Source organism: Flavobacterium adiutor (assembly GCF_048282555.1).
In the GTDB taxonomy this organism is placed as follows: Bacteria; Bacteroidota; Bacteroidia; order Flavobacteriales; family Flavobacteriaceae; genus Flavobacterium.
Window position 1 is genome coordinate 2,632,091 of the sequence record NZ_CP182487.1, and the last position, 23,244, is coordinate 2,655,334.

The following is a 23,244-nucleotide window of genomic DNA, read 5'->3' on the forward strand; positions in this document are numbered from 1 at the left end:
AGTTTCTATTCAGTTATAAAAAAATATTTTTATTTAAAGCTCATAATTAAATTTAGCTAATTCAAATAAGAGTGACTATTTTTTCAAACCTCCCATGATTACTAACTGACACATCCTTAGTTAATTTTCCAATATCACTTAAATAAGGAATTCCATATTGATCTTTAAATATTTCTGTTTTATCAATTTCAATTACATTGTTTAAATCACAACAGCAGCTAACCGCAATCGTATGTATAGTGTCATCTGAAACTGTGGTTTTGGTGTGATAAACAGTTTTACCACAGCTAACCTGACCGCTAATACAATTCTTATTTTTAGAAACGATTTTACAAATCAGTTTCTTCGGAATATATTCTCTTCTTTTTGTCTCACGGTTGTAGATTTTATATGCCGCTTCTTTCATGCTCCAAAACAGCCATACCATAGTTTCAGGATTAGAATCTTGCAGTATATCAAACTGTTCTTCTGCCGTGAACAGCTTTTCCAGAAACCCTTTGCGCTGCCAGTTGCTTTCCTGACGTGACTGTAGTATATCTATCACGTCATTTCCAATCATTTTGCAGCTAATTTGGCTTCTATTATTTCTACTGCCGTTTTCACATCCAGCATTCTCTCCATATCGGTATTATCAATCACAATGTCGAAATTTTCCTCTATATCCAATACAATATCGACAAGATTAGCCGAATTGATTTCAAGATCTTTTATAAAATCGGTATTCTCAGTGAGATTATCATACGCATCAGTATTAGTCGTATAAGGCTTGATAATGACTTTTAATTTGGCAATAAGTTCTTCTTTATTCATATTCATTTTTATATTTTTTAAATAGTACACAGGCATTTACATCACCAAAACCAAAACTGGCTTTAGCGATAATATTCAGATCAATATCAAATGTTTTATAAAGCACTTTTGAAGGATCAATAAGTGCGGTAATTTCGGGGTGAAGATCCTCACAATTGGTGTTTCCAAATAAAAAACCTTCATAAATCTGTAGAACTGAAGCGACACTTTCAATACTACCGGCAGCGCTTAGACAGTGACCGGTCATGCTTTTTAGTGAATTTATGTAAGGAAAATCATTTCCGCTTCTTTTTAATGCTTTTGTCCAGTTTTCTATTTCAAAACTATCCTTTGTAGTAGCTGTTAAATGACCATTGATCGCCTCAACATCTGCTGGTGAAATTCCCGAATTACGAATAGCATCCGTAATACATCGCTGTACTGCAGTACTGTTTGGAGCCGTCATGCTTCCGGTTCCGCGCTGACCTCCTGAATTTACATTTCCGCCTAAAATTTCAGCATAAATAGTAGCACCACGTTTTAAAGCAGTATCCAGATCTTCAATAAGTAACGCGCCTGCGCCACTGCCCGGTACAAATCCTGCAGCCGTTGCACTCATAGGGCGGGAACCAAGTTCAGGGTTGTCATTATATTTTGAGCTGCACACACGAAGCGCATCAAATCCAGCCCAAATATACGGACCGCTGTCGCCTGTACTTCCTGCTAATATCCGTTTTGCCTGTCCTGATTTTATTCGGTCATAAGCCATTATAATCGCTTCGGTACCAGTTGAGCAGGCTGATGAATTTGTGGTCACCTGATTCCCTAATCCTAGTTTACCGCCAAGATAAGCACTTATGCCACTATTCATAGTCTGAGCAACGACGGTACTTCCTAATTTTCGGGTTTGTAATTCATCTATTTTATAAATGCTTTCGCGAAATTTATCAATTCCGGAAGTTCCGGATCCAAAAATAGTTCCGCTGTCCCAATCCGGTTCGCTTTTAATTTCTAAGGGTAATCCTGCATTTTTCCAGGCTTCCATACCTGCAACGACACCATACAAAATACCAGTACTATTAAATCCGCGTAGTTCAAGATCAGTAAAGTATTGTGATTTTAGTTCATCGGTGATTTCAGGCTTACCTGCAATCTGACAGGAAAATTGAAGTTCCTGCAATTGTGTATCATGTCTTATTCCTGAAACTCCATTTTTTAAGGCAGAGGTAAACGCAGGAATTCCAACACCATTTGGAGCTGCTACACCAAGACCTGTTATTACAACCCGTTTACTCATAATTTTGTCGTTATCATACCGGCTAAAATTCCTTTGCAAACATCCTGTCCGGCTTCATTTTTCATTACTGCCTCACATTTTAATTTTCCAAACCTGAAAAATGTTTTTTGAGCCGTTACCGTAATTTTTTCATTAGGATATACAGCTTTTAAAAACTGCATATCGGCAGAAGTGAAAGCAATGACCGTTTCCTTGTTAAAGGCATCACCTAACAGATAGATTCCAAGGCAAACCATGCCAATCTGAGCCATAGTTTCTGTCAGGATTACACCAGGCGTTACTGGATTTCCTTTAAAATGACCTTTATAAAAGTCTAGGTCTTCTTTAAAAGTATAAGTTCCTGAAATGCTGTTTTCATCGACATGAAGCAGTTCATCTACAAACAGAAAAGGTTCTGTGTAAGGTAATTTTTCTATAATTTCGTTCAGGTTCATCATTTTGTTTTTATCTGATAATTTTTACCATTGCAACAATACTCTTTGAGCAGAAAATCCAGGACCAAAGCTAAGCATTAGTCCTTTTTCTCCCGACTTTGGATTACTATCCATAATTCTTTCCAAAACATACAGGACGGTAGCACTAGACATGTTTCCGTATTGTTTTAATACTTCTTTTGTGTGGTCAATATTTTTATCGAGGTCTGCAAAAAGAGATTCAACTGTATTGACAATTTTTTTTCCTCCCGGATGAAATATCATATGATCAATATCTTTTATTTCTAAATGATTTTTTTTCAGAAAGGGATGGATAATATCACCAAAGTGAGCGGCAATCGTATCCGGAACTTCAATATCCAAGATCATTTGTAAACCGGTATTGGTAAGCTTAAATCCCATCATGTGTTCTGCATCATAAAAATGATACATTTGCTCATCGCGTATTTCTGGACCATTATCTTCTTCATTAGATGACAAAAGACAGCAGGCCACACCATCACCAAAAATAGCAGCACTTACAATATTCGGCATCGAAAAATCATTAAGCTGAAATGTTGCAGTAGGTGACTCAGCCGCTATCACTACAGCACGTTTTCCCGGATTAGCCTTCAGAAAGTTTTTGGCATATATAATACCAGAAATTCCTGCAGCGCAACCCATTTCTGTAACAGGCAAACGCACGATGTCCTGCCTGAGATTCATCTTATTGATCAGATACGCATCTAAAGAAGGAATCATGATACCAGTGCAGCTTACAGTAATAATATAGTCAACGCTTTGCGGATCCCAGCTTGCCTTAGCGAGCGCTTTTTCTAAAACTTTTTCGCCCAAAACAATCATTTCCCGACTGTAAATATCATTTTTATCTTCAAAAGAGGTGGCTGTAAAAACCTCAAGCGGATCCATTATTGAATAGCGTTTGTTTACAGCAGCACCTTCAAATATTTTTTTAACTTTTTTTATAAATCGATCTTCATGACCCATCAGCCAGCCATCCAAAAGCGGAAGTATTTCTTCTGTAGTTCTTGAATATTGCGGGAGTTGTTTAACAACAGTTATTATTTTGACACTCATATTTTTGTAATTATCCATTGGTAGCGGAAAGCCCATTTCCAATTTATCGTATAGTTTTTTAAATTCAGTTTTTTGGAAAATGCTTCCAGTTCATTTTTTCGAAATCCTCTTAAAATAGATACCAGACCATCTTCACGCGACATTTTGCCCAGACTAAAAACGATACAAATCAATTTAAAAAGCCTGTAAGCCAATTTACTGCGATGCAAATCATTGATAACAATACCAATGGCTGCGTTATTATTAAAGGTAGTAATTATATTTAATATTTGTTCGTTCGTAAAATGGTGAAGCGTGAGGGTGCATAGTACAATATCATAGTTAATTGTAGAAAATTCTTCGCTAAAAATATCCAGACACAAATATTCAATATTGGAGTAATCGTTAGATAATGTTTTGGCATAATTTACAGTAAAAGAGTTCGCATCTATTCCGATTAGCTTAAATTTAAGATTGTTTTTTGATCCATAATCAGCCAGCATTCTTAGCATATCGCCATTACCGCATCCTACATCAGCAATTACGATGGTCTGGGAAATAGCAATTTTTTTTATTATTTTTTTTATTCCGTCCAATGTAACCTGATTACCTCCAAGCAATTGATTAATACGGGCAATCTGATCAAGAGCAGCACGAAGTTCACTTCCATGGAGCGAAAAATCATCCATTATTTCGGCTTTCTGTGTTCTGTATTTTGTATTTATGGTCATTTAACTGCTATTGGTTTTCCGTGTGTCTGTTTGATTATTAGGGTTAATAATATAGGCATTGAGGCAACGACTGACATGAAGATGTTTGTTATTGTTTTATTGGTTAAGGCACTTGCCAAAATCCTTCCCATTGCTAATCTTCTTCCAAAATTTTCCTCCCATTGCGTTACATATTTTTTTTCTAAAATAGCTCTCGATGTTATTGTTCCTGTATGATATTCAAGTATTAATTCTGATGCTATTTTTGCGCTGTGTATCGCCATCGCCATACCATTTCCGCACATTGGATGAATAAGCCCTGCAGCATCGCCAATCATCAAAACATGGTCTTCTACTGGTCGTTTTTTATCAAAAGAAATCTGGCTGATAGTAAGAGGCTTATCAAACAAGAGTGTACTGTTTTCAAAAACAGATTTAAGCTGTTTGTTTTTATAAAGGACATTTTTTTGATACTCTTCTATATTTTTATATTTTTTAAAAGAAGCATAATCGGCAAGATAACAGATGTTTACAATATCATTTTCCACCTTTGAAACACCACAATAACCTCCGATAAAATTATGAAGCGCTACCTGATTATTAGGAATGATGCCGGAATAATGAGCCTTAACTGCCAGCCAGGGGGATTTTTTGGATATAAAATCCCGCTCTAAAAACTGATCGATATTAGAGCGTTTTCCAAATGCACCTACTACTAATTTTGAATGTAAAATCTGACTGGAGGTTGTAACTGAAAATTCATCATTTTCAAAAGAAATATCTGTAACCGTTTCTTTTAAAATAATGCAGCCATTTGATAAAGCTTTTTTATATAAAATGTTATCCAACATATATCTGCTCATACCAAATCCGCCCAGTGGAAGTTTTGTTTTCGCTATTTTGCCGTTTTGGGTTGTAAACTCAAAAGAAGAAATCTGTTGGGGATTCGAATTTAAAATGTCTATGTCTAGCCAAAGAAGATAGGGAAGGACTTCATTAGAAATATACTCGCCGCATACTTTATGGCGGGGATTATCTGATTTTTCGATTAAGATTACCTTTAATCCTTTTTTAGAAAGATGTATAGCTGCTGTCAAACCTGCCAGACCGCCGCCAATGATTATTACATCTGGTTTTATTTTCATACATCTAATTTAGCAAATAAAACGGATATAATCTAACGCTTTTGCATCACAGTGTTCCATCAGAAATATTAAAATGTCTCAAAATATTGTTATTGAGACATTTTAATATTTTATTTTTTTTCTTCATTGTGAAGTTTATCATCAAAATCAGGTGCTTCACCTTTGAATTTTTGAGTTTCCGGATCATAATTTTCATCGTTAGTTAAGACTTCATCATGATTCTTATATTGATGTTTTCTTGTATCTACGCGATGATCAGAACCACCATTTTTATTGCCCTTAGGATTTTGATTATTTGTGTTCATAACTCTTATGTTTTTAATTTTTATAAAATTATCTGAAATATGACAGGTTAACTTATATAATCATTTTGAAAAGTTATAAAATAGTACTCTGCAATCTGTTCTTCATTGGCATTAAGAAAATATTGAAGGTATTTTAAATTGTTTAAATGATTACTGTTTCTATTTAACAGATAAAACTAAAAGTCTCATTTCTAATATTATAAATATCCTTCAATTAATTATTTTAACCTTGAATCATTAAAACAGCGCAGCTTTTTTCATTACCAAAGATTACTAAAAAATATAAATAAACACTTAAAATGTCTCAGCAAAAAATGTAATACTATAGAAGGCTTGATAAAAGATGGAAAAAATTGTCTTTTTTATAAAAACATAAAGTTCAGTCTGCTTTAACTTAACATCAGGTTTATGTTTAAATAAACTAACGATTGTATCCTTGTGAGTTAAAAAACAAGTTAATGATCAGGACACAATTTTTATTTTACATTTTCACATTATATTCATTTGGACAACACATCAAATTTCAAAATTTCACCTCAAGTCAGGTTTTTTTTAATAATTCAATGGTTGATATAGAAAGTCATAAAGATGGCGGACTCAGGATTGCTAACGAAGCGTTTTCCGAATCCCTATTGTTTTATATACTTTCCTCAGGATTCATAGTGATCGTTTATATTGCGATCGTTTATTTAAAGAATAAAATGTCAATCAGCCAGCAAAAGTATCTTGAGGAACTTGTGAAAGTACGTACAGATGTGATTGAAAAGCAGAAAAAAAAACTTGAAGAAATTAATGCTGAACTTGATCAGAAAAACAGAGAGATAATAGAACAGAAAGAAAAACTACTGATTCTTCACAGTAATTTTAAAAACCCGAATTTTGAAATAGAAAAGTTCAAGACTTATATGCTCGCCGAGTTTCAGGTACCCATAACAAAAATAATTCAAATTTCCAGTTCATTTAAGCAGGATAATGAGATTAGAAAGGCTTTGCTTTCTCAATCAGGAAAACTGGTGAACCTCATATCAGAATGGAATTACCTTGAACATATTAAAGATCTTGGGGGCATAAAAAAAACAGTAGTTGATCTTTTTCCTGTCTTAAAAGACAATGTTAAAAAATTAAAAAAGGATCTACAGACGAATCAGGTTAATTTTAATTGCGAAATAGAAAACACTTGCTTCCTTGTTGAAACAGATTTACTAAGGTTAAAATTATCATTGCAGTATTTTTTTTATGATTTCTGTAAATATTCGGATCATGGTAGTACATTGAGTGTTGTTGTTGCTTTTGATAATAATGTATTGAAAATTAAGATTGCTTCAGATAGTGTTATCTTAAAAAACAATTGGAACAATATTTTGAATTATAGTCCGTATTTTAAGGCTTTACAGGTTTTATTGCAGGATCTGAAAGGTGAACTTGTGCCATCTTCAGAAGAACAATTTAAAGTTGCATTACATATTCCAATAGAAATTATTAATTCGGAAATAAGTATAAAAGAAACCATTTCCTGGAACAATTTTAATTCCCAGGATCAGTTTTCTTCTGATAAAAAGTATCTTTTGGTTTTCGGAGATTCATATAATAATCCGGCAGCAAATCAGTTGTTGGAAAACGAAAACTATAACCTGATTTTTGAAAATTGCGTTTCTAATCTGAATGCGATAATTAAGCAAACTGAGGTTTCAGCACTTGTTTTTTATCAGGCAGCATTCACAAAAGATCTCATTAGTTTTTTAAGACAAAAACCGAATATAAAAATTCCTATTGTTTACATCTCAGAGCATATCAATTATGAAATGGATGAGCAATTACTTGAAATGGGCATAGAAACCCATATAAAATTGCCTGCAGGTTCATCCTTTATCAGAAAGAAGATTGACAGTCTCATTAATCAAAATAAAGAGTCTTTTAGAGAATATAAAATGCAGGAAAAAATATTTGAGATCCTGACAGATGAGAATGACCCTATTACTTCAAATGAAAAACTTTTTAAAAGAGCCTTAGAAATCATTAAAGAAGAATTACAAAATCCTTCCTTTAATGTGGAAATGCTTGTAGAACAATTAGGAATTTCAAGAGTAAAATGCTATCGTTTGTTTAAGGAAACTTTGCATCAGTCACCTTCTGATGTACTAATGTCACTGCGATTACAAAAAGCCGAAGTTTTGCTAAAAACGAAGAAATTAAACATATCTGAAGTGAGTTTTGAGTGCGGTTATAATGACCCAAAATACTTTGGTCGTTCTTTTAAAAAGTATTTTGGAAAAAGTCCAAAGCAGTATAAAGAATATTCTGTTTGAGATTATTGTTAGGCCTGGATTTGTAAAAAGTTAGCACAATGTTAAGGAACAAAAACACCCCTTTTATAATGTTTATTCTCCTCTAAATTGAATTAAAAGTCCGCTTTTGGAAAACAAAAATCCTCCTGTTAGCAAGATCGTTCCGATACTTTTGGCGAAACATAAAATAACTTAATTAAATGAAAAAAATTTATGCATTTTTAATTCTTGCCTTAGGATGTATGTCGCATTCATACTCGCAGGAATCAGTGTCAGGAATTGTCGTTTCTGATCTTGAAAAGAATCCTGTTCCAGGAGTCTCTGTGTATATTAAAGGAGAACCGAAAGGAGCCGTTACAACAGATTTTGACGGAAACTTTAAAATTAAAGTACAGCAAAATGAAGGTATTTTAGTTTTCTCTTATGTTGGGTTTAAAACCAAAGAAGTTGCTTATTCAGGCACTCAAAAATTGACTGTATCCATGACAGAAGAAGTGAGTACTTTAAACGAAGTAGTAGTGGTAGGGTATGGTTCTCAGAAAAGATCTGATGTGACCGGAGCTATCGGTTCTTTAAAAAGTGAAAACTTTAACAAAGGGGTAGTGTCTAATGCAGGACAATTAATTCAGGGTAAAATTTCCGGAGTTAATGTAACATCAGCAAGTGGTGAACCTGGAGCTTCACAAGATATCATTATTCGTGGAGTGGGAAGTTTGCGTTCAGGAACGACACCGCTTTATGTAGTAGATGGATTTGCCTTGGATAATACGAATAATGGTGTTGCATCAAATCCATTAAACTTTATCAATCCAAAGGATATTGAAAGTATTGATGTTCTTAAAGATGCTTCTGCAGCAGCTATTTACGGTTCAAGAGCTGCAAATGGAGTAATTGTGATTACAACTAAAAAAGGATCAAAAGGCAGAACTCAGATTAACCTTAATCTGACGACCGGATTTTCAACATTGGCCAATAAAATAGATGTATTTAGTGCTGATGAATTTAGAAAACAGGTTGCTGCTGTAAACGGAATACTGAAAGACGGTGGTGCAAATACAGACTGGCAGGATGAATTAACCAGAACCGGTATTACTCAAAATATAAATTTATCGATGAGCGGAGGGACAGATAAGTCAACGTATGCAGGATCAGTTGGTGTAGATAATCAGGAAGGTATTTATAGAAATAGTGATTTAAAACGCTACTCGGGACGTTTCAATTTAAATCAAAAGGCACTTAACGATAAGTTTAATGTTACTTTTAATATGACAGCTACCAAACTTGATAATTCAAGACCAAATACCAGTAGTACTGTGAGCAATATGCTTACAATGAATCCTACAGATGCTATTACTATTGATGGACAGCCAAATGTTAATTTAAGTAATGATGTTTTGAATCCTTTAATCAGTGAGAGAATTTACTCAGATGAAACGAATAACAATCGTATTTTGGCTAACATTTCACCCTCTTACGAAATTATAAAAGGATTAACTTATAAATTTAATCTTGGCGTTGATTATTCTATGTCTGAAAGAGACATTCAGGTTTTACCATATACTTCAGCTACCAATACTACGATTAGTACTTTGAACAATATTGTCACTACCAATAATAATGTTCTTTATGAAAACACATTAACGTATAATTTTGATATAAAGGCTCATAGCTTTACAGTTTTAGCAGGTCAGTCTTATCAGAAAGTCCAGTTAAATCAAAAGAATTATAACTTCAAGGGATTTCCGGATAATGGGGTTGAACCAAAAAATCAAATCGGTGCAGCAACTGAGCTTACAACCAAGTCTTCATCCGCTACAGAAAATGAGCTTCAGTCTTTCTTCGGAAGAGTAAATTATGGCTATGAAAACAAATATCTGCTTACCGCAACCATGCGTGCCGATGGGTCTACTAAATTTGGATCAAACAACAAATATGCATACTTTCCATCTGTAGCATTGGGTTGGAATATAACGAAAGAAGATTTTTTTAAAGACTCTGAAATAGTTAACAATCTTAAACTAAGAGCAAGCTGGGGACAGACTGGTGTCCAGGAGATTCCTTCTAAACAAACCAAAACAAGTTATACAGAAAGTAACAGTGGATATGATACTTATCCATTAGATGCATCTACAACAAGTGTAAGTGATTATCCTTATGGTTCAATCTATACTCGTTTAGCGAATCCAAATCTTCAATGGGAGGTTTCAACACAAACCAATATAGGATTAGATTTTAGTTTATTCAATAATAGGTTATCAGGTACTGTTGATTATTTTAACAAAATTTCAGATAATATTATATTAGAAGTAGCACCTGTAGACCCTATCCAGCCTGCATCAAAGTATTGGACGAATATTCCGAATATGAAGATCAAGAACAACGGTATTGAACTGGCATTAGATTACAGTAGTGATAAAAGTAAAGATTTTTCTTATAGTATTGGTGGTAATATATCATTTACCGAAAATGAAGTAGAAAATTCTCCTTATAAAATATTGACAACAGGAGCAGCGCAAGGAAGCGGACAAACAGGAGCAACCATAAACGGGGTGTTAAACGGACATCCTATAGGTTCTTTTTATATGTATGAATTTACAGGAATTGGTGCCGATGGCAGGAATCAATTTGCAGATACAAACCCAGATGGTACGATTAAGGACGATGATCGTATTGTTGCAGGAAGTGCATTACCGGATTATATATATGCCTTTTATTTGAATTTTAAATATAAGAGTTTTGATTTAGGATTGAATTTTAATGGTACTGGCGGTAATAAAATTTACAATCATGTTGCCATGACTTCATTCAACAGAGGCCAGCTTGCCAATTCTTTTAACACTACAGACAGAGCTTCACAATATTTAAATGAAGCAATTACTAATTCTAATACCGTTTCTACCAGATATTTAGAAGACGGCAGTTTCTTAAGATTAAATAATGCAACACTGGGCTATAATTTGAGTCCCAAATTAATTGGACTTGATAATGTATTGGATAACATACGTTTTTCTGTAACAGGACAAAACTTATTTCTAATCACAAAATACAGTGGTTATGATCCTGAAATTAATACAGGAACTTCGGTAGGCGAAATTCAGTCTTTTGGAATCGATTACTTCAGTTACCCAAAAAGCAGAACCATTTCATTTGGCCTAAACGCGGCATTTTAATCAAAAATAACAAAACATGAAAAATAAAATAATAGTAGCAACTCTTGCATTTGGTTTATTATTTACCTGGAGCTGTACTGACTTAGAAGAAAAAGTGCTTGATGAATCCTTAAACGGGGCAGGAAAAGCAGAAGCAATTAGCGGTGCAATTGCACCCGCTTATGGACAATTAAAAGCAACATGGTATCACACAAACAATTTTGGTTTACAATTAATTGCCAGTGACGAAGGTATTTTACCTTACAGAGGAGGAACAGACTGGTATGATGGAGGTAAATATTTAGCAGTACATGCGCATACAACGACAGCAACTAATGACTTGGTTACAAGTACCTGGAATGCTCTTACTAAAAATATCTCTAGAACTTTATCTGCTATTGAAGTATTGACTCCTCTTGCAGAAGGAGGAAATACAGAAGCGCAAGGAGCGCTTTACGAGATGAAAGCTTTAAGAGCTTATTTAAATATGCAGACATTAGACAGCTGGGGTCTTGTATTTAAAAAAGAGTCATCAGCCAGTACTTCAGAAATACTTAGAGGGCAAGATGCTGTTTCTTATATAGAAAGTGAGTTATTGTCAGTTGCTGATGTAATTAATACGACAAGAGGACCAGGCAGAATGACACAGGCTGCAGTTTGGGGACTTCTTTCCAGATTATATTTAAATGCTTCTGTTTACCGTGATCCTTACGGTACGCCTACATTTACTGCAGCTGATATGGATAAGGTTATTAAATATACAGATAACATTATAAACTCAGGTAAATTCAGCTTGTCTCCTGAATATTTTGATTTGTTTGATGATGCTAATAATTCAAATAAAGAATTAATTTTTGCAATAGATCAGCGTGGTGTTTTAAAAGATGAGCACAATCGTTGGGCATATTGGTCAATACCAGGATCCATGTTTCCCAGACCTGAATCAATAGATGTAGACGGAACAGATGGACCGGCTATAACATCAGATTTTTATCAAACATGGGTAAATGCTTATGGTAATGTCGATCCTGCCGATGCTGATTCAAGATTTTATAAAGATAACGCTAAGGTTCCTGCAAATTTAAAAGATCTTACTGGATTTACACCATTAAACGATCAGGATCATTACTATTGTGTAAAAGCAGAAGACTTTGAAATTGACAGAGGAATCCTGAGAGGTATTCCTTGGGCTGCAAGAAAAGATGCTAATGGCGCTTTTTTTAAATGCGACGCAGGTTACAGAATTTATCCTGTTAAACAGATAAAAGGAAATGGACCTGACAAAAATGTAGGCTATGTGAATCTTACCCTGAAAGTTGATTTTACTAAAGAAGGTAGTGCACATGCTGCTGGATATAGAGTGTCTAAATACCAATTCAGTCATACTTCTCCTGATGGAAATACTTTCAGCAGTGTAGATATGGTGTTGCTTAGATATGCTGAAATTTTTATGATGCGCGCTGAGGCTAAATTAAGAAAAGGTGATAATGCAGGTGCTTTGGCTGATATGAATACAGTAAGAACTTCAAGAACTGCCCGTGCACCAATTCCTGCAGCGCTTCCGGCAATCAACCTGGATATTTTATACAGAGAATACGGTTTTGAGTTTTACTGGGAAGGTTTGAGAAGAACAACTCAGATTCGTTTTGGTCATTATGAAGACAAATGGACTGAAAAAACAGATACAGATGTAAAACACAGATTGTTTCCAATTCCTCAGTCGGCAATTGACGGTGCATCAAATGTTCCTGGTTATCTAATACAAAATGACGGATACTAATTCGGTTAATGATATTTGGAGGCTGCAATTTTAAGCAGCCTTCAATTTCAAATTATTAAACAATCAAAATGCAAACTTTACAAAAAAAAAGAGTACTACTTTTTATCTGTGCACTTTCCTTACATTTCGCTTTTGCCCAAACTACAGAAAACAGTGTGAAAAAATACTCTAATGCGCTAAACTTTATTGTAATGGGAGACTGGGGAAGATTTGGCGAAGACCATCAGATTCCGGTAGCGAAACAAATGGGTAAAACGGCAGCAGCCATAAACCGGGATTTCATAATTTCTACGGGTGATAATTTTTATCCGGTGGGAGTAGCCAGTGAACATGATCCGCAATGGAAATCTTCTTTTGAAGACATTTATACTGACTTTTCATTGCACTGGAATTGGTATCCGGTATTAGGAAATCACGATTATGCAGGAAATGCAGATGCACAGGTTGCCTATTCAAAAATAAGCCGTCGATGGAACATGCCCGCCCGTTATTACAGTAAAACCTTTAATATAAATGGTGACTCCAACCAGCAGGTACTGATTGCATTTATAGACACCAATGCCTTAATTCCTGAATTTTACAAAAATGAAGTGTATTCAAAAAATCTCACTTCAAAGGATTCGACTACACAAAAAAAATGGCTAATCAAAACCATTACTGATGCTCCCAAAACCGTAAAATGGAAGTTAGTCGTTGGACATCATCCATTGTTTACAGCGACCTTAAAAAGAAGAGAGAGCTATGATACCAAAGCCGTACGAAAATCACTAAAATCACTTTTTGATAAATATCAGATAGATGCTTACATCGCAGGGCATGATCATGATTTACAGCATATGCAGCCAGAAGGAAAGACCCATTATTTCGTTTCAGGATCAGCTTCAGAAGTTACTCCAATTGATCGTTTGCCTTTTAGCAAACTTGCTGCTTCCGAATATGGTTTTATGGTGTTTTCTGTCTTAGCCGACACGTTGTATGTACAGGCTGTCAATGAACGTGGCGAGGTCATCTATAATACCGAAATAAAAAAGTAAAGTATCCTTAAAAAAAATCATTTTTTGCTGTGTGAATTTTTACCAAATCAATTCAAAACAATCTTATAAAATATCAAAAACAGTCTGGTCAAATCACTTTACAGACTGATGATCGTTAGTTTAGTGTTGTTTTTTATTTTTTATTTCTACACTGCAGACTTTTCCCAGAGTTTGCAGCTGTAGAATATAAAACTTATTAGCAATACATTAACGTTGCAAATAGTGAATAATAAAATTCTTGGCAGGTTAAATACAGTCTCCCAAAGGAATAATTTCTATTTTAATGAAAAAAATAATAACTCTTTTTTGCCTCCAAATCTTCCTGCTTGCTCAAGCCCAGGAATACAATTCTACAAATATTCATTCTCATAATGATTATGCCAGATCATTGCCTTTTTACGAAGCCTATTCCAATGAAGCTGGTGTTATCGAAGCGGATGTTTTTTTAGTTAATAATGAACTTTTTGTTGCTCATACTTCAAAAGAAATTAAGCTGCAAAATACCCTGAAAAGTGTATATCTTGAACCGCTTTCATCTAAAGTAAAAAACTTAGAAGGTAAAGCATATCCTGATAATAAACCTTTGATTTTGATGATAGACATTAAATCTGAAGCTGATGTTACGCTAAAAGCAATTGTACAGCAGTTAAATATATTTCCTACTATCATCTCTAATGAAAATATCAAAATTGTTATTTCTGGAAACAGGCCTTCACCATCAAATTGGATGACTTATCCGCAATTTATTCATTTTGACGGAAGACTGAATGAAAATTACAATGCCGAAGAGTTATCCCGCATTGAAATGATTAGTACTGACTTAAAAGAGATTACTTTATGGAATGGCAAAGGTGTTCTGACACAGGCAGATTTACAAAAGGTGCAGTCCGCAATTAAAAAAGTACACGATCTGCATAAAAAAATCAGATTTTGGGCCACACAGGATAATGTTAACACCTGGATGACCCTAATGAATTTAAAAGTGGATTTTATTGGTACGGATGATGTTGGTAAATTAGCTGAATTTATAAATAAAATTAAAGCAAATTTTTATCAGAATACAGTATTTCATGATGCTTATATACCCAAAAACAAGAAGGCTTTCACTACGAAAAAACCAAAAAATGTGATTCTTCTTATTGGTGATGGAATGGGACTGGCACAAATTTATGCAGGTTATACAGCCAATAAAGGCCAGTTAAGCCTTTTTAATATTCCAACGCAGGGACTTTCAATTACTAAATCATCAGACAGTTACATTACCGATTCAGCTGCAGGAGCTACTGCTATGGCAACCGGAAGTAAAACAAATAACCGGTTCATTAGTGTAGATGAAAACGGAAAGCCGTTAGAAGCAATTACACAGCAATTAGCTAAGAAAAAGTATAAAACCGCTATCATTTCTGCAGGAAACATTACAGATGCAACCCCGGCCGCTTTTTACGCTCATCAGCCAGAAAGAAGTTATAACGAACCGATAGCCAATGATTTTTTAAGCAACAACTGTGATATCTTAATTGGTGGCGGACTGAAAGAATTTAAAAACCGAAAAGATGGCAAAGATTTATCCAAAACGTTAATTGAAAGAGGCTATTCTTTTTCGGATAACTTTGGCAGTCTGGATACCATCAAAAACAATAAAATGGTAGTTCTGGATGATTCGGCAGTAGTTTCTGTTAAAGATGGGAGAGGAGATTTTTTAGCAAAATCATTCATCAAAGCCACCAATACTTTTTCAAAAACAAAGAATCCGTTTTTTATTATGGCCGAAGGTGCACAGATCGATTATGGAGGACATCAGAATAATGTAGAATATATTGTTCGTGAAATGCTCGATTTTGATCAGTTAGTTGGAAAAGCAATGGAATATGTCGATAAAAATCCGGAGACATTGCTGATTGTCACAGCTGATCACGAAACAGGTGGATTATCCCTAATTGATGGAAGTATTGAAAAAGGCTATGTTCACGGAAATTTCAGTACAAATGATCACACAGCTATATCAGTTCCGGTTTTTGCCTATGGTCCTGGTGCTGATAATTTTAGAGGGGTGTATCAAAATACGGCCATTTACGATAAGATTATGGAGTTGCTTGGTCAAATGTGAATTTTGTAATAATTTGAATAGCGAATTGGATTTAAATGATCAACAGTTGAAATAGCTTTTCTTCTTGTCAGTTAATTTATATATTATCCTGAAATTTTAAACTGCCCCAAAATAGTGCTAACCTTTTTGGGGCAGTATATTAAAATGAAGAACTTTTAACTGCAGCAAGTAGCTAAATAATCAGTTGATTCCACCTCCTAAGGCTTTATACAATAAAACCTGAGACTCGGCATTTTTTAATTGAATATTGACAAAGTCAAGTTCTGCCTGCAGTTTGTTTTGCTGCGCATTAATAATTTCCAGATAATTAGCATAACCGCTTAGATACAAATCATTTGAGACATTTACAGCAATTTCCAGATGATCAATTTCATTCATTTTGTATTTCAAAACCTCTTCATAGGCTTCGTTTCGGTGCAATAAAGCACTTAATTCGTTAAAAGCTGTTGTTACTGTTTTTTGATATTGAAGAAAGGAAATTTCCTGTCTTTTGTTTGAAACATAAAATTCCTGTTTAATCTCACCTTTATTGAAAACCGGGGCTGTCAGCTCCCCCAATAATTGCCATGCGAAAGATCCCGCATCAAAAAGCGTGTTGAAAGAAAACGAATTGAAACCTGCATAGCCTCCAAGATTTACAGTTGGAAAAAAGGCCGCCCGAGCCGATTTTGCATCTGCATTACTCGCTAGTAATTCGAAGTAAGCCTCAGAAACATCAGGTCTTTTATGAATAATAGAATCTACGCTTACTTTTTGATTTAAAACGTCTAAATGTCCAGATAAGAAATCGCTGCTTCTGTCAATTTTTCCGCCATATTCACCTAAAAGAGTTAACAAAGCTTTTTCAGTCTGATCGATGCTCAGTTTCAATTCGGAAGCTTCTGCGTGAATATTATTGTTTTGCGCATCAAACTGTTGTACAGCAAGTTCTGTCGCTTTTCCAACCGATCTTTGTGCTGAAACAATATCAAGTGCTCTTTCCTGCGTTTTTAAGTTTTTATCGTAAATCGCCGCTTGTTTGTCTAAAGCAATCAGTTTGAAATACAAGTCGGCGATATCTCCCAAAAGGCGAGTTTGCAGCAAACGAATTCCCTGCTGAGAAGCAAAATATCTTTGCTGTGCTGCTTTTTTACGATTGCTCAGTTTTCCCCAGATATCAGCTTCCCAGGAAACTTTTCCACCTAAAAAATAGTTTGGTGAAAGCTTTTCATTTATTTTTTGTTTTTCGGTAATATTCTGAGAAAAATTGGTATCAAAGTTTCCAACACCTTCCATAGTATATTTTCCGAAATGTGTTCCGGAAACATCTGCAACAAGATCTAAAGAGGGCAGAAGCGCCAGTTTTGCTACTTTTAAATATGAATTGGCAATTAAAATTCTTTGCTGCATGATTAAATAATCAGGATTCTTGGCAATGGCTTTTTTTAGTAATTCCTCTAATTTCTGATCTTTAAAAAATGTTTCTGTTTTTAATGGAATAAAATCAGCCTTGACCACTTCTTTTCGTTGTGCATCAAAATTTTCAGGAAGTTTTGCAGCGTCTAATTTAGTGCTGACTTTTGGTGCAGAACAAGCTGTCAAAAGTAAAATACCAGTTATTACAACAGCACTTTTAGTTGTCCTTAGAAACTGCACATGAGCATTTTTATATTGATTTAATATGTCTTTCATTGTTTAAGTTTATTATGTTCAATCTTTTGTCTAAAATTTTATTTTAACACATAGAAACATAGATTTTTCCTTTACAAAAAAGCCTTTCCACGCCTTCCAAATCCTATGATGCTATGTGTTTAAAAAATAAGCGTTAAGATTTACTCATTCGTTTTTCCAATTTTGCAAACAGTATATAAAGTCCTGGAATAATTAAAAGACCAAATACAGTTCCGATTAACATTCCGCCCGCAGCTGCCGTACCAATCGAACGGTTACCAATTGCACCCGCACCAGAAGCGATACACAGCGGAATCAATCCTGAAATAAAAGCAAACGAAGTCATCAAAATAGGACGGAAACGAAGTCTGGCGCCTTCGATCGCAGCTTCGACAATATCACGCCCGAGTTTATTTTGTGCCATCGCGAATTCTACAATCAGAATGGCGTTTTTGGCGAGCAGACCAATAAGCATCACGAGTGCTACTTGGGCATAAATGTTATTGTCTAATCCCACCATTAAAAGCGCAATGTAAGAACCGAAAACTCCCACAGGCAAACTCAATAATACTGGAAACGGAAGCAATAAACTTTCGTACTGAGCCGCTAATAATAAGTAAACGAAAAGAATACAAAGCGCAAAAATGTAAATTGTCTGGTTACCTGAAAGAATCTCTTCACGTGTCATCCCTGACCATTCTACTTCAAAACGGCTAGGCAATTTTTCTGCAGCAATTCTTTCGACAGCAGCAATGGCGTCCCCAGAACTGTAACCTTCAGCAGGTTCACCGTTAATCATCGCCGACATGTACATGTTGTAACGCGTTAAAACCTCTGGACCGTAAACCCTTTCTAATTTGATGAAAGTAGAAAACGGAACCATTTCGCCAGCATCATTCTTCAAATACATATCCAAAATACTTTCCGGATTTTGACGAAACTGTGGACTTGCCTGAACCATTACTTTATACATTTGAGAAAAACGGATAAAATTGGTGGCATAAAAAGAACCCAGCATGGTCTGTAAAGTGCTCATGGCATTGTCAACCGAAATTCCTTTTTTAGCGGCCAAATCATAATCAATATGAATTAAATATTGCGGGAAAGTCGCATCAAAACTTGAGAAGGAATTCTGAATTTCTGGTGAAGCATTTAATGCTGCGATGAATTCTTTGGTGACTTTATCTGTATTGGTAATACTCCCCCCGGATTTATCCAGCAAACGCAGCTCAAAACCACTCGTGTTACCAAAACCAGGAACGGTTGGCGGTGCAAAAATCTCAATTTGTGCATCGGTAATATTTTTGGTTTTTTCAGTAAGTTCTGCCATAAATTCGGTTACCGAAATATCACGTTCACTCCAGTTTTTCAGGTTAATCATTCCCATACCGTACGACGCCCCGGCTATTTCAGTTACAATACTGTATCCGGCAAGCGTTGTAACGTTATCAACACCTTTAATTTGTTTTGCGATTCTGGTTACTTCATCCAAAGCTTTTTCGGTACGTTCTACTGTTGCTCCTTGCGGTGTTGTAACACTCACGTAAACCATTCCCTGATCTTCTGTTGGTATAAATCCTGATGCCAAAAATTTAGTTGTTCCCCAGGTCAAAATACAAAACAGCACTAATAAACCAACAGTAACGGTATTACGATCAGCAAATTTTACTAGTACTTTGATGTATTTTGAAGTAATGTTATCAAACCAATTATTGAATCTTTTGAAGAATCTGTCTAATAATGATTTTTTAACTTTATTTGGGTTGTGAGCTTTCAGTAAAATTGCACAAAGGGCAGGAGTAAGAGTAACTGCGTTAATACCTGAAATCACAATACTAATGGCCATTGTTAACGAGAACTGCCTGTAGAAAACCCCAACCGGACCGCTCAGAAAGGCAACCGGAATAAATACCGCAGCCATTACAATGGTAATCGCAATTACAGCACCTGTAATTTCTTTCATAGCACTGATTGTCGCTTCCATTGGTGCCATGTGTTCTTCTGATATTTTTACGTGAACAGCCTCGACGACGACAATTGCGTTATCAACCACAATTCCGATAGAAAGAACTAAAGCAAAAAGCGTCAATAAGTTAATGGAGAATCCCATCATCGACATAAAAGTAAATGCACCAATAAGTGCCACAGGAACGGCTAATACCGGAATTAAAGTTGATCTCCAGTCCTGAAGGAAAAGAAAAACGACAAAAGCCACTAAAATAAAGGCTTCAATCAATGTTCTTAATACTTCGTCAATAGAAGCATCCAGAAATCGGGAAACATCATAGGCAATATTAAACTCCATTCCCGGTGGAAAAGAGGAACCTTTTAATTCAGCCATTTTTTCTTTCACGCTGGCAATTACTTCAGAAGCGTTTGAGCCCGGACGCTGTTTTAGCATGATGGATGCAGAAGGTTTTCCGTCAGTTTTAGAAACCATTCCGTAGCTCATAGCACCAAATTCGATTTTCGAAATGTCTTTCAACCGTAAAATGGTTCCGTCTGGATTGGCTCTTAAGGGGATTTCTTCATATTGGCCTGGTTCGAAGAATTTTCCATCATATTTAATTACATATTGAAGCTGATTGTCCATTTGTCCTGAACCTTCACCCACTTTACCTGGAGCGGCTGAAATATTTTGCTTTTGAAGCGAATTAATCACTTCATTTGCTGAAATATTATACGAAAGCATCTTTTCCGGATCTAACCAGACACGCATCGAATATTCTTTTTGTCCCATAATTTCAGCACGACCGACACCATCAATACGTTTTAATTCCTGAAGGATATTTATATCAGTAAAGTTGAAGATAAACTGCTCATCCTGAGATTTGTCTGTGCTTGTAATATTCAGGTACATCAACATACTGTTTACCTCTTTTTCGGTTGTAACTCCGGCACGAATTACTTCTTCGGGAAGTTCGTCAAGTATTGTAGTTACACGATTCTGCACATTTACGGCAGCCAGATCGGGATCGGTTCCTACTTCAAAGAAAACCTGAATTAAAGTCAAACCATCATTCGAAGTTACGGTTGACATATACGTCATTCCGGGAACTCCATTTATGGCTCTTTCGAGCGGAAGGGCGACAGCATTGGCGGAAACTTCTGCGTTTGCTCCTGTGTATTTTGCTGTAACGGTTACAGATGGTGGTACAATATCCGGGAATTGGGTAATGGGAAGCTGAAACAACGCCAGCAATCCCAGAAGGACTATCATAACAGAGATAATTAATGACAATATTTTCCTTCTGATAAATAACTCTATCATTTTAAAATTTTTAGATAAATAATTAAATAACTGTTTTACAGATCGATAACCTACATTTGTTTTATGTTGATTTTATCGCCGTCTCTTAATGATTGCGTACCTTCCTGTACAATCAGGTCGTCACTTTTTAATCCATCGTTTAAGATGTACACATCATCAAGAGTGGTTTCAATTGTAACATTTGTCATTTTAACTACTCCATCTTTGTTCACGCGGAAAACGTATTGTTTGTCCTGAATAGAAAAAACTGCTTTCTGCGGAATTAAAATTGCATTGGTTTTGGGTTCTGATATGATCAGTTTTCCGGAAGTTCCGTGTTTGATAAATCCCTGCGGATTGTGAAATTTTGCTTTGTATTGAATAGAACCAGTCTGTCTGTCTATTTCTCCATCGGCCGTTCTTAATTCTCCTTTTTGACCGTAAACCATTCCATTTGGCAATACCAGTTTGATATCACCGTGTGTATTTAAGGTTTTGTCTTCCATCATTTGGAAATAAGTATTTTCCGGGATGGAGAAGTAAGCGTAAACATCATCTAATTGAGAAACCGTGGTTAATAAAGAACCGTTTTCAACTAAACTTCCTTCTTTAAGCGGAATACGATCAATCGTTCCGTTAAAAGGGGCGCAGATTGTAGTAAAACTGATCTGCTGTGTAATCGCTTTTTTTTCTGCTGCAGCATGTGCCACTTTCGCAGAAGCTGCTTCATATTTTGCCTTAGATAATTCCAGTTCTTTATCAGCAATTACTTTTTTATTGAAAAGGGTCTGAGCCTGCTCCAGTTCAACGGTTGCGATTCTTAAATCGGCTTTTGTGCTTTTATAAACAGCTTCAGCCTTCAAAAGCTGAATCTGAAGTTCCAGATCGCTAATTTTAAAAAGAATTTGTCCTTTTTTTACTTTTTGACCTTCACTTACGTACACTTTGTCCAGTAAACCCGGAATACGGGCATGAATTTCTACATTATTTTTTGCCTGTACATCGGCAACAAATTTGCTCGAAACTATTGTGTCTTTTAAGGTGATTTTATAGACCGGAAGTGTTTTTATTTTGTCTGAGTTTTTTTTGGCTTTATCTCCGCACGAGACCAGAACAAAAAGCGATAATATTAGGATGAAAAATGAATTGTTTTTGGTGTTCATGATTATTTTTTTACGATATAAATAGATTTTCTACCCTATAGATTGCTACAGGGTAGTTATAATTGGTTTTAGAAAAAATGGAAATGCTCCGAATATAGCTTGAGCCGTTTCGGATTGTATAGTACAGTTTTATAAACAAAAAAATTTGCTCTTTAGATCCTGCTACAGACACAAAAAGAGAGGTCAATTAAATTGTATTTATAAAAATGTAAACCTTATTCTATGAACTAGAATAATTGATAGAGATGGAGATAAGTATGGCGCTGGATTTGATAAATAGATGCAATGCCATAAATTAGGCTTTTCTTATAATTTCTGAATTTTATCAGATTGCTGTAATATGGAGGCCTTAAAGTGGTGTATTCTGAGGTAGTGGCGCGAAATTTAATTTTCTTCTTTACCGCATAATGAATATGAATTTCTTTATTGAGTAAATCGGAAGATAAAAGCTGTGGAATATCAGCAATAGTACGCTCACAAAGGTTATCATTACTATTTTGTTCAGCTTGATATATAGTAGCCGATTCTGTACACCCAATAAAGAGGAGCAGAAATAAGCAAACCATATAAGTGAACTTTATATTTTTCATTGTTTAATTCGAAAACTAAAATTGTTTTTTTGTTTGGAAATCTTAAAATGGATAGCCAAATATACTAATTTGTGAAATAATCACTTCTTAATGTTTTCTAAAAAAGATGACGAAAAAATAAGTTAGAAAAGGATTGTCTATATTATTGCAACTATTTTTATGAAATGAAACCTTAGTTTTTTGTGTATTGAGTTTAAATCATCTAAACCATAATAATAACTATCAAATTTTCCCAACTTAGATAAAACGAATCCTGGAGTATTTTTACTATAAAATTGCATTACTTAATTCAAATAAAAGCAACCGGTTGTTTTTTGTGTAATTTTATTTATATTTGTTAATAAGCTAACAAACGAATATGAGTTTTACTGCTCAAATGACAGATATTTATAAAAGCGAATTAACGACTATAACCTTTTATTTGCATCACTTTTCAAATGATTTCAGTATTAAAAAGATATTATTTTGTTGTCTGTATTAGTTTCTAAAAGACTCTATTT

17 protein-coding genes are annotated in these 23,244 nt (G+C 34.9%); 5 read left to right on the forward strand and 12 right to left on the reverse strand.

Annotated features, from left to right (window positions below):
• Positions 1-61: 61 nt before the first annotated feature.
• The 8 genes from ACNC7R_RS11170 to ACNC7R_RS11205 form a co-directional block, all read right to left on the reverse strand.
• Entirely contained in the window at positions 62-559 is a 498-nt protein-coding gene (locus ACNC7R_RS11170) for a 4'-phosphopantetheinyl transferase superfamily protein (RefSeq protein WP_417941167.1), read from the reverse strand.
• Positions 556-810, reverse strand: a complete 255-nt coding sequence (locus ACNC7R_RS11175) for an acyl carrier protein (RefSeq protein ID WP_417943167.1) — start codon at positions 808-810, stop codon at positions 556-558. The genes ACNC7R_RS11170 and ACNC7R_RS11175 overlap by 4 nt, the downstream gene beginning before the upstream one ends.
• Positions 803-2,086, reverse strand: a complete 1,284-nt coding sequence (locus ACNC7R_RS11180; RefSeq protein ID WP_417941168.1) for a beta-ketoacyl-[acyl-carrier-protein] synthase family protein — start codon at positions 2,084-2,086, stop codon at positions 803-805. The genes ACNC7R_RS11175 and ACNC7R_RS11180 overlap by 8 nt, the downstream gene beginning before the upstream one ends.
• On the reverse strand, positions 2,083-2,520 hold the full coding sequence (locus tag ACNC7R_RS11185; protein ID WP_417941169.1) for a 3-hydroxyacyl-ACP dehydratase FabZ family protein: 438 nt from the start codon (positions 2,518-2,520) through the stop codon (positions 2,083-2,085). Before ACNC7R_RS11185 ends, ACNC7R_RS11180 begins: the two co-directional genes overlap by 4 nt.
• 24 nt (positions 2,521-2,544) lie before the next feature.
• Positions 2,545-3,597 carry a type III polyketide synthase gene (locus ACNC7R_RS11190; RefSeq protein WP_417941170.1) on the reverse strand — a complete coding sequence of 351 codons (1,053 nt, stop codon included), beginning with the start codon at positions 3,595-3,597 and terminating at the stop codon, positions 2,545-2,547.
• On the reverse strand, positions 3,594-4,307 hold the full coding sequence (locus ACNC7R_RS11195) for a methyltransferase domain-containing protein (RefSeq protein WP_417941171.1): 714 nt from the start codon (positions 4,305-4,307) through the stop codon (positions 3,594-3,596). The genes ACNC7R_RS11190 and ACNC7R_RS11195 overlap by 4 nt, the downstream gene beginning before the upstream one ends.
• Positions 4,304-5,431 (reverse strand): NAD(P)/FAD-dependent oxidoreductase, encoded by a 1,128-nt coding sequence (locus ACNC7R_RS11200; protein WP_417941172.1) that lies wholly within the window; start codon positions 5,429-5,431, stop codon positions 4,304-4,306. Before ACNC7R_RS11200 ends, ACNC7R_RS11195 begins: the two co-directional genes overlap by 4 nt.
• A 110-nt stretch (positions 5,432-5,541) precedes the next feature.
• Positions 5,542-5,736 (reverse strand): hypothetical protein, encoded by a 195-nt coding sequence (locus tag ACNC7R_RS11205; RefSeq protein WP_417941173.1) that lies wholly within the window; start codon positions 5,734-5,736, stop codon positions 5,542-5,544.
• A gap of 458 nt (positions 5,737-6,194) precedes the next feature.
• Here ACNC7R_RS11205 and ACNC7R_RS11210 point away from each other — a divergent pair, with 458 nt between their 5' ends.
• The 5 genes from ACNC7R_RS11210 (at position 6,195) to ACNC7R_RS11230 (ending at position 16,091) form a co-directional block, all read left to right on the forward strand.
• Positions 6,195-8,042: a helix-turn-helix domain-containing protein gene (locus ACNC7R_RS11210; protein ID WP_417941174.1), complete on the forward strand. Its 1,848-nt coding sequence runs from the start codon at positions 6,195-6,197 to the stop codon at positions 8,040-8,042.
• Between the two features lie 179 nt (positions 8,043-8,221).
• Positions 8,222-11,191 (forward strand): SusC/RagA family TonB-linked outer membrane protein, encoded by a 2,970-nt coding sequence (locus tag ACNC7R_RS11215; RefSeq protein ID WP_417941175.1) that lies wholly within the window; start codon positions 8,222-8,224, stop codon positions 11,189-11,191.
• 16 nt (positions 11,192-11,207) lie between these two features.
• Positions 11,208-12,950, forward strand: coding sequence for a RagB/SusD family nutrient uptake outer membrane protein (locus ACNC7R_RS11220; RefSeq protein WP_417941176.1), 1,743 nt, complete (start codon positions 11,208-11,210; stop codon positions 12,948-12,950).
• A gap of 68 nt (positions 12,951-13,018) precedes the next feature.
• The gene (locus tag ACNC7R_RS11225) at positions 13,019-13,984 is read left to right on the forward strand and encodes a purple acid phosphatase family protein (RefSeq protein WP_417941177.1); all 966 of its coding nucleotides are present in this window, start codon (positions 13,019-13,021) and stop codon (positions 13,982-13,984) included.
• A 283-nt stretch (positions 13,985-14,267) separates the two neighbouring features.
• Positions 14,268-16,091 (forward strand): alkaline phosphatase, encoded by a 1,824-nt coding sequence (locus tag ACNC7R_RS11230; RefSeq protein WP_417941178.1) that lies wholly within the window; start codon positions 14,268-14,270, stop codon positions 16,089-16,091.
• Between the two features lie 180 nt (positions 16,092-16,271).
• Here the strand turns inward: ACNC7R_RS11230 and ACNC7R_RS11235 are convergent, their stop codons facing one another.
• The 4 genes from ACNC7R_RS11235 to ACNC7R_RS11250 all read right to left on the reverse strand — a co-directional run bounded on the left by ACNC7R_RS11235 (position 16,272) and on the right by ACNC7R_RS11250 (position 22,720).
• Positions 16,272-17,762 (reverse strand): TolC family protein, encoded by a 1,491-nt coding sequence (locus ACNC7R_RS11235; RefSeq protein WP_417941179.1) that lies wholly within the window; start codon positions 17,760-17,762, stop codon positions 16,272-16,274.
• Between the two features lie 133 nt (positions 17,763-17,895).
• On the reverse strand, positions 17,896-21,012 hold the full coding sequence (locus ACNC7R_RS11240; RefSeq protein WP_417941180.1) for an efflux RND transporter permease subunit: 3,117 nt from the start codon (positions 21,010-21,012) through the stop codon (positions 17,896-17,898).
• Positions 21,013-21,062: 50 nt separating this feature from the next.
• Positions 21,063-22,154 (reverse strand): efflux RND transporter periplasmic adaptor subunit, encoded by a 1,092-nt coding sequence (locus tag ACNC7R_RS11245; RefSeq protein WP_417941181.1) that lies wholly within the window; start codon positions 22,152-22,154, stop codon positions 21,063-21,065.
• Between the two features lie 227 nt (positions 22,155-22,381).
• Positions 22,382-22,720 carry a hypothetical protein gene (locus ACNC7R_RS11250; protein WP_417941182.1) on the reverse strand — a complete coding sequence of 113 codons (339 nt, stop codon included), beginning with the start codon at positions 22,718-22,720 and terminating at the stop codon, positions 22,382-22,384.
• Between the last annotated feature and the right edge of the window lie 524 nt (positions 22,721-23,244).

What these genes read in the sequence shown, in the direction of transcription:
- ACNC7R_RS11170 (WP_417941167.1), bottom strand. Translation starts at nt 559, where the DNA reads ATGATTGGAAATGACGTGATAGATATACTACAGTCACGTCAGGAAAGC.
- ACNC7R_RS11175 (WP_417943167.1), bottom strand. Translation starts at nt 810, where the DNA reads ATGAATAAAGAAGAACTTATTGCCAAATTAAAAGTCATTATCAAGCCT.
- ACNC7R_RS11180 (WP_417941168.1), bottom strand. Translation starts at nt 2,086, where the DNA reads ATGAGTAAACGGGTTGTAATAACAGGTCTTGGTGTAGCAGCTCCAAAT.
- ACNC7R_RS11185 (WP_417941169.1), bottom strand. Translation starts at nt 2,520, where the DNA reads ATGAACCTGAACGAAATTATAGAAAAATTACCTTACACAGAACCTTTT.
- ACNC7R_RS11190 (WP_417941170.1), bottom strand. Translation starts at nt 3,597, where the DNA reads ATGAGTGTCAAAATAATAACTGTTGTTAAACAACTCCCGCAATATTCA.
- ACNC7R_RS11195 (WP_417941171.1), bottom strand. Translation starts at nt 4,307, where the DNA reads ATGACCATAAATACAAAATACAGAACACAGAAAGCCGAAATAATGGAT.
- ACNC7R_RS11200 (WP_417941172.1), bottom strand. Translation starts at nt 5,431, where the DNA reads ATGAAAATAAAACCAGATGTAATAATCATTGGCGGCGGTCTGGCAGGT.
- ACNC7R_RS11205 (WP_417941173.1), bottom strand. Translation starts at nt 5,736, where the DNA reads ATGAACACAAATAATCAAAATCCTAAGGGCAATAAAAATGGTGGTTCT.
- ACNC7R_RS11210 (WP_417941174.1), top strand. Translation starts at nt 6,195, where the DNA reads ATGATCAGGACACAATTTTTATTTTACATTTTCACATTATATTCATTT.
- ACNC7R_RS11215 (WP_417941175.1), top strand. Translation starts at nt 8,222, where the DNA reads ATGAAAAAAATTTATGCATTTTTAATTCTTGCCTTAGGATGTATGTCG.
- ACNC7R_RS11220 (WP_417941176.1), top strand. Translation starts at nt 11,208, where the DNA reads ATGAAAAATAAAATAATAGTAGCAACTCTTGCATTTGGTTTATTATTT.
- ACNC7R_RS11225 (WP_417941177.1), top strand. Translation starts at nt 13,019, where the DNA reads ATGCAAACTTTACAAAAAAAAAGAGTACTACTTTTTATCTGTGCACTT.
- ACNC7R_RS11230 (WP_417941178.1), top strand. Translation starts at nt 14,268, where the DNA reads ATGAAAAAAATAATAACTCTTTTTTGCCTCCAAATCTTCCTGCTTGCT.
- ACNC7R_RS11235 (WP_417941179.1), bottom strand. Translation starts at nt 17,762, where the DNA reads ATGAAAGACATATTAAATCAATATAAAAATGCTCATGTGCAGTTTCTA.
- ACNC7R_RS11240 (WP_417941180.1), bottom strand. Translation starts at nt 21,012, where the DNA reads ATGATAGAGTTATTTATCAGAAGGAAAATATTGTCATTAATTATCTCT.
- ACNC7R_RS11245 (WP_417941181.1), bottom strand. Translation starts at nt 22,154, where the DNA reads ATGAACACCAAAAACAATTCATTTTTCATCCTAATATTATCGCTTTTT.
- ACNC7R_RS11250 (WP_417941182.1), bottom strand. Translation starts at nt 22,720, where the DNA reads ATGGTTTGCTTATTTCTGCTCCTCTTTATTGGGTGTACAGAATCGGCT.